Origin of the sequence: Streptomyces sp. NPDC051018 (assembly GCF_044456085.1) — a bacterium.
Classification (GTDB): domain Bacteria; phylum Actinomycetota; class Actinomycetes; order Streptomycetales; family Streptomycetaceae; genus Streptomyces.
The window spans coordinates 1-16,598 of the sequence record NZ_JBITFN010000026.1; the positions used below are offsets into that span (position 1 = coordinate 1).

Consider the following 16,598-nt stretch of genomic DNA (forward strand, 5'->3'; position numbering starts at 1 on the left):
CAACGCCAACCCCCAACTGCCATGGTCCTTCCTCGCCAATACCGGCCTGACCATCCACCCACCACACCAACCGAACTTACGAAAAGATCAGTAGTCGAACCGGGAGCTGGGTACCGGACCCGGTGAACCGAGATGGGAGCGCGGACCCGTCGCCCACGCGGACGCGGTGGCGGCGACGAAGGCGCCGAACATCTCGTCCGGTTCGTCCGGGGTCTGTCCGTCGCCGGGGTCGGGTTCACCGGCCGCCTCGGCGATCTCGGCGGCGATGTCCGCCTCCGGCCTCGGGTCCGGCGGGAGTTGTTCCACCCCGTTGTCGACCGCGCGCAGCCGTGGCCCCCAGGGCTCGACGACGCTCTGGCAGAGCAGGCCGCTCATATCGGCGCCGACGGCCGGGGGCCCGGTCCAGCAGGTGGCGTGCTCGTACAGGATCTGGCCGTCGGGGCGGTACCTCAGGGACTCGGCGAGGTCGCGGTCGACGGTGTTCAGGTCGTAGGCGACGACCACGGTGTCCGTACGCTGCGGATCGTACGGCTCCAGGGGCAGCGCGAGTACGCGGGCCGCCGCGACGCCGAGGATCTCTTGTGCGCGGCCGGGCAGCAGGGAGACGGTACGGGGCTCCCGGCCGGCGCCGCGCAGTGCGAGGGCCAGCCGGCCGAGGCCCCGCCGGCACTGCTCCACGCTGTCCTGGACATAGGCGTACCGGCCGTTCATCCCGGCGTCGAAGCCGTAGGGCGACAGGACGGCCAGATGGCCGCCGGTCAGGGTGTAGTGCCAGCCCCGCAGGTCCCGCCGGTCGAGCGGGGACGCCCCGGCGGCGAGTTCGGCCCGGTGCAGCATCCCCGAGATCCGTCCGTACGCCCATTCCCAGGAGTGGTCGTCGGGCGGGGGCAGCCGCATCACGCTGTCATGGGCCCGGGCGAGGTCCCCGGCCAGCAGGGAGTTGTAGACGAGGAGATAGCGCTCGGGCCAGGCGTGCAGCACGGCGTCACGCTCCGCGAGCAGTGCTGCCGCCTCCTCGTGGCGGTGCTCCCCCTCCAGCGCGGAGACCAGTTCGCTCAGCAGGGAGCGCGAGTCGGGCACCCTGCGCAGGGCCTGGCGCAGGGCGGGCACGGCAAGGAAGGAGATGCCCCGGTCGATACAGCCGTAGCCGAAGTCGAAGAGGGCCTGGGGATCGTCGGGTTTCCTCGTCAGTGTCTTCGCGGCCCCGGCGAGGTCCTCGAAGCCGACGGCGGTCGCGAGCTGGCGCACCACCTGCGCCAGGTCGCGCAGGGGTGTGGTTTCGGCGATCGGGCGCAGCGCCCGTACGGCTCCGGGAATGTCCCCGGAGTCCAGGAGCTTCTGCGCTCCGGCGAGTTGACTGGTCATCGCCAGTGATCATTGTGCGGCGGCCCCGGGGCCGCAAGACTTTTTCGCGCGGTACCGTCGGCGGATATGAACGGCGGGGCGGTGGGAGGCGGCCTGCGTACGGGAGCCGGGCCGGTGAACGCGGGAGCGGCGGCGTACGGCGGTGCCGGGGGCGGCCAGTTCATCTGAGGACCGCGGCCAGGACCGCGAGGGCGGCGGCGAGTGCGGCGAGGACACCGAGCGTCCAGCTCTTCCACCCCGCCCTCAACTGCCCGACCAGCAGAGATCCCCGGGCCTCACGGCGGGGTACGACGGTTTCACCGGTGATCCTCCGGCCGAGTCCGTACAGGGGCATGACCGTCTGGAGGGACTCCCCGCCCAGCAGGGTGGTGACGACGAGGAGGGGCCGGGCGTCGGGGCCCACCAGATGGGCGTCGAGGCCGAAGCCGTTGTGCTCTCTCTGCTTGTCGGAGGTCGGCTGGGCGGCCGTGTGACCGGCCAGGGCCGCCAGCATCCCGGCGGCTCTGCTCCGGGTCTCCGGGGAGTCGGTGTCCGTCCGGACCTCCCGCGGGTCGGGAAGGGCGGTTGCCCCCGGCATGCCGTCCCCGGCCCCGGTCAGCAGAGCCGCCCAGCGCGCCGGGTCGAGGGCGAAGCCCGGGGTGCCCGCGGGCAGTCCGTGGTCGAGGGGCAGTCGGTCCTCCAGGCTCCCCGTGAGAAACAGGCACGCGAGGGCGAGCATCCCGGGCGGCGGTGCAGCGGCGTCGGCGGTGCCGAGGACCGTCGCCCGCACGGCGCGACGCATATGGTCGGTGCCCGCCCCGGGCGGGCGCAGCCCGGTCAGCAGCAGAATCCACCGGGGCCTCAGATCGCTCCGCTGCCTCAGGGCGTAGAGCAGCAGTGACGGCTTGGTGTCGTCGACGAGGTCGCTCACCGACCGTCCGGCGCATCCCTCGAGCAGCAGATCGGGGTCCGCGCCGGGGCCCTGCCCGGCCGGAAGCCAGGTGTAGCCCTGTTCGGGGAGGGCCCCGCAGGACTGTACGGCCCAGACCGCCGGCGTACTCATCCGCGCCCCTGGTCCGCCGGATGCAGATAGGGATGGTCCTGGATCACCTGGATTCCGGCGCCCGTCCGGGTCCCCTCCGTGAACTGGGCGATCGCGGCCTCCAGGGCGCGGTCGGTGCGGAAGGTCTGCTCCATCATCTCCCGCCAGGCGCCGCGCCGCTCGCGGCGGTAGACGTTGATGACGAACCGCAGGGCGTAGCGCAGGGGCTGGTCGGTGTCGACGGGGCGGTAGGGCGCGCCGGGGCTGCGGCTGCGGTAGTGGAACTGGACCGTCCCGTCCTCCGACTCGGTGGTGGAGGAGAAGACGATGGATCCCGTGGTCTGCACGGGTACCAGGACACAGCCGACCCGGGGCCGTATCTCCGGGTGCGCGAGATGGGCGAACAGGGGCTGGTATCCGGCGCGGACCTGCTCGGCCAGTTCCTTGGCACCATGGGGTCCGGCGAGGTACTTCTCCCCCTTGAGCGGGGTGACGACCAGCAGCCGCGGCCGTTGGTCCTCGCGCAGGATCTCCTTGATCCGCTCGAACATCAGAAGCGGCTGGTTGATCCTGTTGTGGTAGAGCCCGTCCCGGGCGACGAGCGCGGGGGCGTCCACGGCCAGCACGATGACCTGGCTGTCCTGGAGGGTCTGGCGCACCTTCTGCCCGACGGCCTCACCGCTGAGGTCGCGCAGCAGTTCGCCCGCGTAGTCGGTGAACCGGAGGGTGAAGCGGGGGTTCTTGTTCTTGCGTCCCACGCCGATGTCGTAGCGGTGGAGGTCGATCCGCTCGGTGCCGGCGACCCCGTCGCGTACCTGGACCGAGCGGGAGAGGGACTCCAGGACGGCGACGGCGTCGCTGAGTTTGACCGCGGTGTCGCCGACCGGGGTGAGATCGAGGTCGGTGTCGCCGATGATCCGGGTGTACTGGGCGTACATCGAGGCCAGCAGGGAGGTCTTCCCCGCGCCCCGGGGTCCCAGCATGCACACATCGAGGACGTACTTCTCCGTCTTGCTCATGCCAGTGCCTCCTCGGGCTCCGGGTCGTCTGCCGGTACAGCGGAGTCACCGGCCGCGGCCACGGCCGCCGTGACGGCGGCGACGGCCTCCGACCATTGGCGCAGCTGCGCCGCGTGCTGGGCGAGGGCGGCGAACCGGCCCGGCCAGATCTCGGTCCGGGCGTCCTGGTAGAAGAGCCGCCACTCGTCCTGGGAACCGGCGGCGGCGATCACCCGGTCGTAGAACTCCTCGACGATCGAGAACACGGCGGCGCTGGGGTCCGCCAGCATCTTGTCCAGCTCGCTCCGGCAGGCGAACAGGGCCTCGTCGTAGGCGACTTCCAGCATCTCCAGGACCTGGCCGGTGGTGGGGACGGGGTCGTGCGGGAAGCTCATGGCGGGGGTGTCGGCGTGCAGACCGTCCAGACAGGCCCGTACGCGGTGCTGGAGCATGCCCCGGTAGGAGAGCTGGAAGTCGGCCAGCAGGCGCAGCGCGTAGCGGATCTCGCTGCCGCCGTTCTCCCTGACCCGGGGGATGCGCTCGGCGAGCGCCAGCAGAAACTCCCGGCCCCCGGAGGCGTCGATCCCCGCGAGGCCGCCCGGTCCGCGCAGCACCTCGGCGACCTCCTCGCGCATCCGGTCGGTCCGCGCGTGGAGGGCGCCGTCGCATTCGAGGAAGCGGCGCGAAAGCCGGGCGCGTGATTCGTTGAGGTACTTTCCGTACGCCACGCTCAGTCCGTTCTCGCGGGCCGCGCGCACGGTCAGCTGTTCCGCCGTCGGGTGGCAGGGGTCCTCCGCGGCCGCACGCAGGACGTCGTCGACGGCGTCCGCGAGCAGGCCGTCGGTCAACGCCCGCTGTTCCCGCAGGTGGTCCACGAGTCCGGCGAGGGAGTTGGCGAGCTGCCCGTGGACGTCCTCGAACAGTCTGATGAAGGGCACCGACCACACATCGGCCGGCTGGGCCAGATCGGCCAGCCGTCCCGCCCGTTCGGCCAGCCGTGCCACCCGTTCGCGCAGTTCCGCGGCCCTCTCGCGGCGGGCGGCGAGGTGCCGCTCGTCCAGCTCGTCCAGATGGTCCGTCAGATGGTCGAGGACCTGGTCCATCGCCGCGGCCACCTCGGCGGGCTCGGAGCAGTCCGCGATCCGCGCCCCGGACACCGTAAACCGGGAGGCGGGCAGCCACTGTTCCAGCATCTTGCGGGCGTTGGCGGTGTTGTCGCCCTTGGTGGCCGTGACACACCGGTTCACCACCAGGAACGAGCAGCTCTTCAGATCCGCCCAGGCGAGCCCGTCGCGCACATGGTCGAACAGCTGGTGGTCGGGGGTGTCGATGGCGTCCCCGGACGCGTCGGGACGGCGTACGAACACCACCACGTCGATCTCGTCCTGGAGGGCCGACACCAGACGGCGGGCGTCCTGGAGATTGGTGTCCCCGAGTCCCGGCAGGTCGATGAGCGACAGCCCGGTCCAGTCCTGGTGCTCGAAGGGCGTGGTGATCCGCACCTGCCGAACGGCCCGGAAGGCGTGGTACGGCTCCTTCTCCTCCGGATCCGCCTGGGCGACGAAGCGGCGGATCTCGCCCGCCTCGATCGGGTGCGGGGACGGTGTGGACAGATAGTGCCGGTACGCGGGCAGCGCTGCGTGGAACGCGGCCAGATGGCTGTAACGGCTGCCGCCGACCGCGCCGTCGCCGTCCGGCGCGGGCGGCAGCGGGCCGGCGAACCGGTCGAGCGTGGCGGGCGCGGGACCGAGGCCCAGTTCGGCGTAGTAGGGAGCGATCACCTCGCGCAGAAAGGAGCGTTCGGTGTAGAAGAACACCTGGGCCTGGGTGGCGACGCCCTCCTGGTGGCGCAGCACGCTGGTCACACCGGTGCAGAAGCCTCCGTCACCGGTGGGGACCTCACGGTCCGTCAGCCCGGTGAGGCTCTTGATCATCTCGCTCTTGCCCTGCCTGGCGCGGCCGATGACCCCGACGTTGAGCGTGGGCCGCCGGAACCGGGCCGCGGCCGCCTCCAGGGCGGCGGCCTCCTGGGGCAGTTCTTCGAGCAGCGCGGTCAGCTCGGCGCCGATGCCCGCCAGATGGCTCCGCGCCTCGTCGGGCACCTGTGTCACCAGATCGGCGCGCAGTGTCCGGAGTACGCGCAGGGCCTCCAGCACCTCCGCCACCCGGCCGTGGGCCCGGTCCAGTGCCAGCGCCTGCCCGGCCCTGCGGCTGCGTATCTCCTCGATGCGGGCACGACGCGACATACCCCACCCCCCCGTGACTCGCTACCGGCGGCAGCCCCGCCGCCGGGCACAGCGATGATGTCAGCACAGATCCCGGCCTGTCACGGCTTCCCCTGACTTCCGGTGGACACACCGAGGGCCGGACGGCCGCCATGGGACAGCGGTCGACGAGGGGGACGGGTGTGGCACGAGCCGATCCGGGGTGCGCGCGTTCCGGACGGTCCCGCGGGGTCCGCGCATCCCGTCCGGCCGGCAGGGGCTCGGGTGGTGGTCGGCCCGTTGGGGACACGTGCCACCGGTGGGCCGACCGGCTCTGCGGACCTCACGCGGGGCGGCGGGAAACCGGGCTGCCGGCGGGGACGGTCCGTGCTCGCGGCGGCGGGAAACCGGACCGTCCGTGCCCGGTTCCTCACCAGGTCACCGCCCGGTCGGGGTTCGGCCACCGATCGGCCACGGCGGGCGCGAAAACTCGTTGCCCACCGGCACCGGGCACCCTACGGTCGCGCTCATGCTGCCTGCCGTGGAAACAGACGAAGAGTGGGACGCGGTCGTCCCCGACGAGACCGTGATGCGACCGGCGGTGGAGGACCTCTGCGCCCGCCTCGGGCTCGACCGGGCACCCCTGGTGCGCTTCGCCGACGGTTCGCAGCCGGTCTACGCGGTGGGTGACGAGCACGTCCTGAAGCTCTTCCCGGGGACCGCCGCGACCGACGGCATCGCCGAGGGGCGGGTCCTGACCCACCTCCAGCAGCGGCTGCCCGTACCGACTCCGCAGGTGCGGGACTACGGCGCGTACGAGAACGGCTGGCGGTACATCCTGATGTCACGGCTCCGCGGTGTGGGGCTGTCCCATGCCTGGGAGCGCATTCCGGGCAGCGACCGGGAGCGGATCGTCGCCGAGTCCGGCGGGATTCTGGCGGCGCTGCACGTGATCGACCCCGAACCGCTGGCGGATGTCCTCGGCCCCGGGGACTGGGGCGCCTTCCTGGACTCCGGACGCGCGGCCGCCGTCGCACAGCAGCGTGACCGCGGGCTCCCGGAATCCTGGCTGGAGCAGATCCCGGGGTTCCTCGACTCGGTGACCCTGCCGAGGAGTCCCCGCCGCGCCCTGCTGCACACCGAGTTCATGCGCCAGCACCTCCTGGTCGACCCGGACAACTGGCGGCTCACCGGGCTGCTCGACTTCGAACCCGCGATGATCGGCGACCGCGCCTACGACTTCGCCGCCGTCGGCCTGTTCGTCACCTGCGGCGATCCCAAGCTGCTGGCGCGCTTCCTCACGGCGTACGGCCGGTCCTTCGATCCGGCCCGGATCCTCGCCTACACACTGCTGCATGTGTACAGCGATCTGCCCTGGTTCCTGCGGGAACTGCCGGCCCCCGCCGAGGCGACGCTGGAGTCGCTGGCCGATCGGTGGTTCACCGGGCTCTGACCGCCCCGGCCCGGGATCCGTGCGACCGGAGGGACCCGGCCCGGAATCCGAGGTGTCCGGGCCGGGCCGGCGGTCATCGCCGCCATCGGCAGGGACGCTGCGCGGGACACGGCGGTCGTGGCCGTCGCGGGGCCGGCAGCTGCCGGGGCCGCCCGGGGTGATCGGACGGCCCCGGCCGGCGGAACCGGGCGCCGGACCTCACACCCTCTCGACCCGGCGCGCGCCTCCGGTGGCGACGGGCACGGAAGCGGGCACGGGGACCGCCGGGCCGCGGCGGAGCCGCCGGATGTCGGGGAGCAGGGTCACCCCTGCCAGTACCGCGAGGGCGGCGCCCAGCCACAGCGGCGCGGTCAGCCCGAAGGAGCCGATGCCGATACCGCCGATGCCGGAGCCGATCACCACTCCCATGGTGATGAAGGACGAGTGGACGGTGTTGACGAGCGGACGGGCGTTGGCCGTGCGCTGAACCCTGCTGATCATGGCGGGGTTGAGGGTGACCCCGACGAATCCGATGCCGAGCATGGCCAGCAGCGCCGGGATCCTGAGGTCCGCGAACAGGGCGAAGGCCACCAGGAAGACGGTGTTGAGAGCGAGCCCGGTGACCAGGACGCGGATGGTGTGCGCGTCGGCGAGCCGGGCCACGACGGCGTTCCCGACGACCGTGGCCGCGCCGTACGCGAGCAGGAGCAGGGGCACGGCGCTCCGGCTGAATCCGGTGACCTCGGTGAGGATGGGGGTGAAGTACGAGAACGCGGCGAAGGTCGCGCCGATGATGAGCATCGAGGTGGACAGCACCAGCCACAGCCTGGGCGCGCGGAAGGCGGAGAGCTCCTGACGGAAGTCCCCCGAGTCGTCCGCGCGGTCGAGTGGGGGAACGGCGATCCTGGTGGCCACGGCGGCGATCACCGTGATGACACCGACGGCCGCGAACGCGGCCCGCCAGCCCCAGCGTTCCCCGACGAGGGTGGAGATCGGCAGGCCGAGGAGTGTGCCGACCATCAGGCCCTGCATCGCGACGCCGATCGCCCGGCCGCGCGTCTGAGGGGTGGTGATCTGCGCGACCAGGGAGAGCGAGACACCGAAGAACGCGCCGGACACGGTGCCGGTGACGACGCGGGCCACCATCATCAGCCAGTAGGTGGAGGCGACGGCGGCCAGGGCGTTGCCCGCCAGGAAGACCGCGTAGAGGATCATCAGCGCCGTCCGGGGGCGGAATCTGAGGACGGCGGTCGTGGCGAAGGGGCCGCCGACGGCCATCGCGAGCGCGAACGCGGTGATCAGATAACCGACTTGGGGAATCGTGACGTCGAGGTCTTCGGCGATCTGCGGCATCAGACCGCCGACGAGGAACTCGCTGCTGACCATGGCGAAGATGCCGAGGGCCATCAGATGGACGGACTTGGGCACGGGGTTCTCCCTCTCAGCGTGTGACGTGCGGTGCGGCGGCTCGCCGCGGAGGCAAGTTATGAACCGTTCGGTACAAAATTAGGGCGCGGTTCGGGCGGGTACACGGCGAACGACGGGTGACTCTGGGAGGCCCTCTATCGGCACGGGGTCCCGTATCGGCATGGGGAGTACGGGAGTTCACCCGTCCGGCGGCCACTGCACCAGAGCCGGCGCCCCGGCCGGACGGCGCGTCGGGGACCGAACGGCCGAGCAGCCCGGCGGCTCAGGAACTCATGGGATCAAGGACGAAGCGGTTCGGCGGGTCAGGGGCTCAGCGCATCGACCCCGGCGGCGGCGATCTGGTCCAGTTCGACACGGCCCGCACCCGCCTGGGCGGCGACCCGCATACCGGAGATGACCGACACCAGATACCACGCGAGCCCCTCCGCGTCCCGGGCCGAGGTGATGGAACCGTCCCGTCTGCCGTCCTCGACGACGGCCCTCAGCAGGGCCAGCCGCCTGCGCAGATCCTTCTCCAGGACCTCCGCGACCCCGGCGTCGCGCGCGGCGAGGGCGGTCAGCGTGTTGACGGTGAAACAGCCGACCGAGACTCCCCCTTCCCGGCTCTCCATCTCCGAGCGGACGATCAGCGCGAGGAGGGCCCTGATCCGCTCCAGACCAGTGCCGGCCCCCTCGTCGAGCAGCCGGGCCTGCCGGTCGGTCATGGTGCCGGCGTAATGCGTGAGCGCCCGGAGAAACAGATGATGCTTCGAGGTGAAGGTGTTGTAGATGCTGCTGCGTCCGAGGCCCGTGGCGTCGCACAGATCCTGCGTCGACGTGGCCTCGTACCCCTTGGACCAGAAGACGCGTGAAGCCGCGTCCACGGCCTGGGTCTCGTCGAACTCCCTCGGTCGCCCCATGAAGGAAACCGTACCACGATTTTGGAACGCTCAGAACAAAAAATGCCGCGCCGACACACCCGGACGGAGGGCCTCGGTTCCCTTGGGGGGCACGGCCCGGCGGGCTCCCGGCCCGAACGGCCACCGCACTTATGAGTATCGTTGCGGTGCACATCCGTATTTCTTGGGAAAGCCGCACCTGTGTCGCCCGGTACCCGGGCGGTGGGCGGGGCCGGTCAAGGGCGACCGGTCGAGCGCCACAGAGCCCCAGGCTGTCCGTTCCCGAAGTGCAAGGAGCCCGATCACCGATGGTGCCACCGCCCCTGTCTCCCGCGCCGTCCGCAGGACCCCTCAACGGTTCCGAGGACCGCGTACTCGACCCGCTGTACGCGCAGGTCCTGCGCCGCAACCCCGGGGAAGCCGAGTTCCACCAGGCCGTACGGGAAGTCCTGGAGAGCCTCGGGCCGGTGTTCGCACGGCGCCCCGAGTTCGTCGACGCAAAGATCATCGAGCGGATCTGCGAGCCGGAGCGCCAGCTGATCTTCCGGGTGCCGTGGGTGGACGACTCGGGCGAGATCCAGGTCAACCGGGGCTTCCGGGTGGAGTTCAACAGCGCCCTCGGGCCCTTCAAGGGCGGTCTGCGCTTCCATCCCTCGGTGAACGTCGGCATCGTGAAGTTCCTCGGCTTCGAGCAGATCTTCAAAAACGCCCTCACCGGGATGCCCATCGGCGGCGGCAAGGGCGGCAGCGACTTCGACCCGAAGAACCGCTCGGACGGCGAGATCATGCGGTTCTGCCAGTCGTTCATGACCGAGCTGTACCGGCATCTGGGCGAGTACACCGACGTCCCCGCGGGTGACATCGGTGTCGGGCAGCGCGAGATCGGCTATATGTTCGGCCAGTACAAGCGGATCACCAACCGGTACGAGTCGGGCGTCCTCACCGGCAAGGGCCTGAGCTGGGGCGGCGCCCAGGCCCGCACCGAGGCCACCGGATACGGCTGTGTCCTGTTCACGGCCGAGATGCTGGGGACCCTCGGCCAGGACTTCGACGGTCAGCGCGTCACGGTGTCCGGCTCGGGCAATGTCGCCGTGTACGCCATCGAGAAGGCCCAGCAGCTCGGCGCCACCGTGGTCACCTGCTCGGACTCCGACGGATTCGTGGTCGACGAGAAGGGCATCGACGTCGAACTCCTCAAGCAGATCAAGAACGTGGAGCGGGGCCGGGTCGCCGACTACGCCGAGCGGCGGGGCTCGGCGGCCCGGTTCGTCCCGGGCGCCGGCGTCTGGCAGGTGCCGTGCGATGTGGCCCTGCCCTGCGCGACCCAGAACGAGCTGACCGAGACCGACGCCCTGGCCCTGGTACGCGGCGGGGTCAAGGCGGTCGGTGAGGGCGCGAACATGCCCACCACGCCGGAGGCCCTGCGGGTGCTCCAGGACGCGGGCGTCGCCTTCGGCCCAGGAAAGGCGGCGAACGCGGGCGGGGTCGCGACGAGTGCCCTGGAGATGCAGCAGAACGCGTCCCGCGACTCCTGGACGTTCGAGCACACCGAGGACCGCCTCGGGGAGATCATGCGGCACATCCACCACACCTGCCATGAGACGGCCGAGCGGTACGGGCAGCCGGGGAACTATGTCGCCGGTGCGAATATCGCGGGCTTCGAACTGGTCGCGGAGGCGATGCTGGCCCAGGGCGTGATCTGAGGCCCGGCGCCTGTCGCGGAACATACGGCCGGGAGGGGCGGGACACGCTCCTCCCGGCCGTTTCACGCGCCCGCCCGGGACGGGGCGCCTGACGCGCACCCCCGGGTGACGGCCCTGAGCCGTACTCTCCGCACCGGCGCGCACACGGTCCCTCCCCCGTCCGCCGCAATGACGGAGCGGACGGGGTGGACGGCGTGGATGACGGCCGGTTCCGGCCGACCGTTCCGAACGCGACCAACACGTCACCTTCAGTGACCTCCGGCAGGTCCGGAGCCCGGGATGTTCGGCCCCCGGGCCCGGGTCGTTCGGCCCCTGGCAGCTCCTCACCACCTGATCGAGACTGGAGGAGGGACGGCGACGGCGCCGATGCGGTCGCCGCACCGATTGAGAGGGGAATGCTGTGAGGAACGGTCCGGTCGTAGTGGGCGTGGACGGCTCGCCGTCGAGTCTCGCCGCCGTGGAGACGGCCGCCCGGGAGGCGCGGCTGCGCGGGCTGGGCCTGCAGGTCGTGCACGCCTTCATCTGGCCGAATATGCATGTACCGCTCGGCCCCTCACCGATGGGTCCCCGCGACGGCGGGCTGCGCAATATCGCGGAGCGGGTGCTCTCTGAAGCGGTGGAGCTCGCGCGTCGCGTGGAACCGGATGTGGAGGTGACCTCCGACCTGGTCGGGGGCGAGCCGCTGACCGTACTGGAAGCGCAGTCGCGCACGGCGTCCCTGGTGGTCGTCGGAAGCCGGGGCATGGGCGGTTTCATCGGTCTGCTCGTCGGCTCGACGGCCGTGCACCTCGCCGCGTACGGCAGATGCCCGGTCATGGTGGTGCGCGGCACCCCGGATCCGTCCGGTCCGGTGCTGCTGGCGGTGGACGGCTCCCCGCAGGCGGAGGCCGCGGTGGGGTTCGCGTTCGCCGAGGCGTCGCTGCGCGGTGCCGAACTCGTCGCGATGCACGCGTGGAACACCTGGACCGAGCGGGGCGACGACGACCCCGGCTATCCGCAGAACCTGGTCGACGGCGCCGAACGGCTGGAGGCGACGGAGGAGCGGCTGCTCGCCGAGGCGCTCTCCGGGTGGCAGGCGAAGTACCCGGACGTGACCGTCCACCGGCGTCTGGTCCAGGACCGGATCCGTCCTGCCCTGATCGACGCGAGCGAGCACGCCCAGCTGCTGGTCGTGGGCGCGCGGGGGCGCGGCGGTTTCAAGGGGCTGCTGCTGGGCTCGGTCAGCCAGGCGGCGCTGCACCACGCGCACTGCCCGGTCGCGGTGGTACGCGCCGGTCAGGAGTGAGCCCCACCGCCCGTACGCCACGGGTGTGACCCGTGGCGTACGCGGTCGGGAACCCTCCGGCGGGGGCCGGACGACTTCGGGTACGTCCCCCGGCGGACGGCGGGCTGGCGCCCGGGGCCGTTTTCGGACCCCCGGCCCGGGCAGCTCGGGCGACCGGGTCGACTGCCCTGTGCGGGATTCCTACGATGCGTAGGAGTTCACGGCAACGGGTCCGCGCCCGATCGGCGCCGCCGGACGTGCCGGGCATCCATCGGGGGTACACATGTCAGAGCATGCCCAGGGGCAACGGACGGCCCGTGCCGTCTGGTCCGACTTCTGCGCCGTCGCGCCCAGTCCGGAGCTGCGCGAGCGGCTGAACGCACAGCTGGAGCAGCTGCGTTCGGGGGCCGAGGAGCTGGCCGAGCAGTTCACGGTCGCACGCGGGCCGCGACGGATCGGTTTCGACGACGGCACCATCTTCCCGCCGGACGAGTTCCCGCTGGGGACGCCGTTCGAGACCATCCAGTCGGCTGCGGCCGACCGGGCTCCGCTGCGGGGGCCGGTGCGGGTGGTCGTGGTCCTCGCCGACTTCTCCGACAAGGCGATGTCGGCGTCGAAGAAGCACTTCGAGGACCTGTTCTTCTCGCTCGGGGTCCTGCCCCACGGCAGTGTCCGCGAGTACTTCCGCGAGGTGACCCACGGTCTGATCGACATCGTCGGTGAGGTCGTCGGCCCGCTGCGGCTGCCGCAGACGCTCGCCTGGTACGCCAACGGCAACTTCGGCATCGGCAGGCCGAGCGGCACACCGAGGGCGCCGGTCATGGCGCAGGACGCGGTGCTGGCGGCCGACCCTCTGGTGGACTTCGCGCCGTACGACAACGACGGCAACGGGCTCGTGGACGCCTTCATCGTGGTGCACGCGGGCTCCGGCGGTGAGGCGAGCGGCCGGCCCGGGGACATCTGGTCGCACAAGTGGAATCTGCCCGCCGTGCACACCTCGGACGGGACGCGGATCTTCGCGTATCTGACGATCCCCGAGGACGCCAGGATCGGTGTCTGCGCCCATGAGCTGGGCCATCTGGTGTTCGGCTTCCCCGATCTGTACGACACCGACGGAACCTCGGAGGGCGTCGGCGACTGGTGTCTGATGGGAGGCGGTTCCTGGGGCGGCGGCGGTGACGTTCCCGTGCATCCGTCCGCGTGGTGCAAGGTCAACCAGGGCTGGGCGACGGCGAACACGGTCACCTCCCGTGCCACCGTCACCTTCGAGGACGTGAAGACCGGGCACACGGTCCAGCGGCTGTGGAAGGACGGCGCGGGCGGGCCCGAGTACTTCCTGGTGGAGAACCGGCAGCAGAGCGGTTACGACGTCTCGCTGCCCGGGTCCGGGCTGCTGGTGTGGCACATCGACGAGCGGCAGCCGGGCAACACCGACGAGAACCACTACAAGGTCGGCCTCGTCCAGGCCGACAACCGGCGGGACCTGGAGATGGCGCGCAACCGCGGTGACGCGGGCGACCCCTTCCCCGGCAGTACCAACAACACCTCACTGACCGGTTCCACCTCGCCGCACTCGAAGTCGTACGCGGGCGCCGACACCTGTGTCTCCCTGACGAACATCTCGGCCCCGGCCGCGACGATGACCGCGACGGTCGCCGTCTCCTGCGGCAAACCGCCGGCGAAGGAGTTCAAGGATCTCAAGGACTCGCGCAAAGAGCTGAAGAAGGACGTCAAGGAACGCCTGAAGGAGTTCAAGGAGCCCTTCAAGGAGCGCAAGGACCTCAAGGACCGGTACGAGTACAAGCGTCCGGAGCGTCCCGAGCAGCCGCGCGGGGACCGGGAGGGCGGCGAAGGAGCCGGGGACACGGCGGGCGGCGCGGACACCACCGGGAGCGCGTCGGGCGGCGGGGGCGACCGGGTCGTGGAGGCCGTCGCGGAGCTGCGGGCCAGGCTGGAGGCGGTGGAGGAGGCGCTGGGCATCGGCTCGGACCCCGGGGTGCCCGAGCCGTTCATCGGGTCCGCGCTGCGGCCCGACCTCACGGGCGGACCGGTGTACGACACCGATCCCCAGGCCCTGCGGCAGGCGATGGAGGAGGGCGACTCCGGCGCCAAGCGCGCCTTCGACACCCTCCCGCCGCGGTGACGGCGGCGGTCGTCGTCCTCGCCGCATACGGCGACACGGGCGCGGCGGCGGCGGCCCGCGGCGTCGCCGCCCGGCTGGGCGGCGACCGTGTCGTGTCCGTCTCGCCCGGCGAACTGGCCCGCGCGCGCTGGAGCCACCGGGTCGGGCCGGACGGCCGGGCCGCCACACGGATCGTCCTGCCCGGCGGCCGGGTCCTGGACGACGCCGGAACCGGCGCGGTGCTCCACCGGCTCCCGTACCTCACCCAGGCGGGGCTGAGTCGGTCCTCGTCGGCGAAGGACCGGGACTACGCGTCGTCGGAGCTGCACGCCCTGGTCGCCGGCTGGCTCCTTGGGCTCGGTTCCCGGGTGCTGGGCACGGTCAGCTCCTACGGGACCGCCCACGGTCCCCTGTCGGCGACCGCTGCGCTCGTCCACGCGGAGCGCAGCGGACTGCCGGTGGCCCGCCGGGGCGGGGCCACGCGCGCCGGGCTGATCGCCGCCGTCCGGCCGGGCGAGCGCCTGGAGCGGCGGCTCGCCTGGCCGGGCGGCGATACGGCCCCGGTCCCGGTCGAACTGTGGCCGGACGTCCCGCCCGACCCGGGGGGACGCGTCCTGGTGTGCCGGGAGGAGGTCGTCGGCCCGCCGGCCGCCCGCCACGCGGAGAGCTGCCGCCGGCTGGGCGGCCTGCTGCGGAGCTCCCTGTTCGAACTGTCCTTCGCCGCCGGGGCGGTGGTGCGGATCGATCCGCTGCCGCCGCTCGGCACGGACGCGCAGCGCTCGGCCGTGGCCCGCGCCCTGACCACCCTGGCCGGGACGGCTCCCGGGAGAGACCGGTGATCCTCTTCTACGGCTGCCGGGACGACGAGCCGCTCTCCCGGGCCGTGGACGCGGCCCGGGAGGCCGGTGTCGGCCATATCGTGCTCGACCAGAACCGCCTGGCGCACTACGACCTGGTCTTCGGCCCCGGTCTCGGCGACCGGCTGCGCGCGGAGGGCCGATCGCTGTCGCTGGACGAGGTCACCGCCGTCTACGCACGGCCCCTGGTGCCGCCGGCCACGGCCGGCGGCCCGACCGCCCAGGCCCGTACGGACGCCTTCCACCGCTGGTTCACCGAGTGGCTGGATGTGGCCGGGGCACTGGTCGTGAACCGTCCGGCGGCGATGGAGTCCAACGGGTCGAAGCCGTACCAGGCGCAGCTGATCGCCCGGGCGGGCTTCGCCGTGCCCGACACCCTGGTCACCGACGATCCGGACGAGGTGCGCGCCTTCCGTGATCTGCACGGCAGGATCGTGTACAAGTCCATCAGCGGGATCCGGTCCGTCGTACGGGAGCTGACGGTGGAGGACGAATCGCGGCTGCATCTGGTGCGGGGGCTGCCGACGCAGTTCCAGGCCTATGTGCCGGGGCGGGACGTACGCGTCCATGTCGTGGACGGGCGGACGTTCGCGACGGCGGTCGACTCACCGGCGATCGACTACCGCTACGCCCATCGGGACGGTCTGGGCGCCGAACTGAGCCCCTGCGTACTTCCCGGGGACGTGGTCCGGCGGTCGGTGGCGCTCTCGGCCGCGCTCGGTCTGCCGCTGTCCGGCATCGATCTGCGGGTCCGCCCGGACGGTGAGTGGGTGTGCTTCGAGGTCAATCCGATGCCCGCGTACACCTTCTACGAGTCGCACACGGGTCAGCGGATCGCGGCGGCCCTGGTCGCCCTGCTGGCCGGGGCGCACATGGGCGGCCCCGCGCCGGCGGGGGTGTGAGTACCGTGGTCGCGCCGGTGGAGAACCTCACGGCTCTCCGGGTCCGGGTGCTCGCCGTCGGCCCTCATCCCCGGCTCGCCGGGTGGGATCTGGCCTCGGTGGACGTCCTGTCCGCCGCGCCGGTGGCGGGCCGGGCCGATCTGTTGTCGGAGCGCGCCGGCGGACGGGTGGAGCTGGCGGTCCGCCGTGAACTGCTGTCGGGCGCCGGGGGCGGCTCGGTGCTGGCCCTGCGCGCCCGGCTGTGGATGGGGGAGATCATGGCCGAACCGCACCCGCTGCCGCAGGACTTCACCATCGAGCCCGAGCGGCCCTGAGCCCGAACGGGCCGTGGTGCTCCGCCAAGGGATCGGCCGCCTTCGCGGCCCGTCTCCATTTGCTCCGGGAGCGTCGGTGCGCCGGCGGAGTGCCCGTCGGTCGTACGGGA

At 71.9% G+C, this 16,598-nt stretch carries 13 protein-coding genes; 7 read left to right on the forward strand and 6 right to left on the reverse strand.

Annotated elements, in window-relative coordinates:
- Positions 1-87: 87 nt before the first annotated feature.
- From ACIBCM_RS31040 to ACIBCM_RS31055, 4 genes are all read right to left on the reverse strand, one after another.
- Positions 88-1,365 carry a hypothetical protein gene (locus tag ACIBCM_RS31040; protein ID WP_399249053.1) on the reverse strand — a complete coding sequence of 426 codons (1,278 nt, stop codon included), beginning with the start codon at positions 1,363-1,365 and terminating at the stop codon, positions 88-90.
- Positions 1,366-1,525: 160 nt separating this feature from the next.
- A complete protein-coding gene (locus ACIBCM_RS31045; RefSeq protein ID WP_399249055.1) occupies positions 1,526-2,407 on the reverse strand; it encodes a hypothetical protein in 882 nt (293 codons plus the stop codon).
- A complete protein-coding gene (locus tag ACIBCM_RS31050) occupies positions 2,404-3,405 on the reverse strand; it encodes a hypothetical protein (RefSeq protein ID WP_399249057.1) in 1,002 nt (333 codons plus the stop codon). Before ACIBCM_RS31050 ends, ACIBCM_RS31045 begins: the two co-directional genes overlap by 4 nt.
- Positions 3,402-5,630: a hypothetical protein gene (locus tag ACIBCM_RS31055; RefSeq protein ID WP_399249059.1), complete on the reverse strand. Its 2,229-nt coding sequence runs from the start codon at positions 5,628-5,630 to the stop codon at positions 3,402-3,404. The genes ACIBCM_RS31050 and ACIBCM_RS31055 overlap by 4 nt, the downstream gene beginning before the upstream one ends.
- Before the next feature lie 487 nt (positions 5,631-6,117).
- On the opposite strand from ACIBCM_RS31055, the gene ACIBCM_RS31060 reads away from it, so the two are divergent.
- A complete protein-coding gene (locus ACIBCM_RS31060; RefSeq protein ID WP_399249061.1) occupies positions 6,118-7,041 on the forward strand; it encodes a phosphotransferase in 924 nt (307 codons plus the stop codon).
- Between the two features lie 198 nt (positions 7,042-7,239).
- On the opposite strand, the gene ACIBCM_RS31065 is transcribed toward ACIBCM_RS31060, so the two are convergent.
- Together ACIBCM_RS31065 and ACIBCM_RS31070 are read right to left on the reverse strand one after the other, a co-directional pair.
- Complete coding sequence (locus tag ACIBCM_RS31065; RefSeq protein ID WP_399249063.1) at positions 7,240-8,448, reverse strand: MFS transporter; 1,209 nt, start codon at positions 8,446-8,448, stop codon at positions 7,240-7,242.
- A 302-nt stretch (positions 8,449-8,750) separates the two neighbouring features.
- The gene (locus ACIBCM_RS31070; RefSeq protein WP_399249066.1) at positions 8,751-9,347 is read right to left on the reverse strand and encodes a TetR/AcrR family transcriptional regulator; all 597 of its coding nucleotides are present in this window, start codon (positions 9,345-9,347) and stop codon (positions 8,751-8,753) included.
- A 287-nt stretch (positions 9,348-9,634) separates the two neighbouring features.
- Between ACIBCM_RS31070 and gdhA the strand changes: the two genes are divergently transcribed.
- The 6 genes from gdhA to ACIBCM_RS31100 all read left to right on the forward strand — a co-directional run bounded on the left by gdhA (position 9,635) and on the right by ACIBCM_RS31100 (position 16,488).
- On the forward strand, positions 9,635-11,029 hold the full coding sequence (gdhA, locus tag ACIBCM_RS31075) for an NADP-specific glutamate dehydrogenase (RefSeq protein ID WP_399249068.1): 1,395 nt from the start codon (positions 9,635-9,637) through the stop codon (positions 11,027-11,029).
- Positions 11,030-11,429: 400 nt separating this feature from the next.
- Entirely contained in the window at positions 11,430-12,314 is an 885-nt protein-coding gene (locus ACIBCM_RS31080; protein ID WP_399249070.1) for a universal stress protein, read from the forward strand.
- 262 nt (positions 12,315-12,576) lie between these two features.
- On the forward strand, positions 12,577-14,436 hold the full coding sequence (locus tag ACIBCM_RS31085; protein ID WP_399249072.1) for a M6 family metalloprotease domain-containing protein: 1,860 nt from the start codon (positions 12,577-12,579) through the stop codon (positions 14,434-14,436).
- Positions 14,433-15,254 (forward strand): hypothetical protein, encoded by an 822-nt coding sequence (locus tag ACIBCM_RS31090; protein ID WP_399249074.1) that lies wholly within the window; start codon positions 14,433-14,435, stop codon positions 15,252-15,254. Before ACIBCM_RS31085 ends, ACIBCM_RS31090 begins: the two co-directional genes overlap by 4 nt.
- A complete protein-coding gene (locus ACIBCM_RS31095) occupies positions 15,251-16,174 on the forward strand; it encodes a RimK family alpha-L-glutamate ligase (RefSeq protein WP_399249076.1) in 924 nt (307 codons plus the stop codon). Before ACIBCM_RS31090 ends, ACIBCM_RS31095 begins: the two co-directional genes overlap by 4 nt.
- Positions 16,171-16,488: a hypothetical protein gene (locus tag ACIBCM_RS31100; RefSeq protein ID WP_399249078.1), complete on the forward strand. Its 318-nt coding sequence runs from the start codon at positions 16,171-16,173 to the stop codon at positions 16,486-16,488. Before ACIBCM_RS31095 ends, ACIBCM_RS31100 begins: the two co-directional genes overlap by 4 nt.
- Positions 16,489-16,598 lie beyond the last annotated feature (110 nt).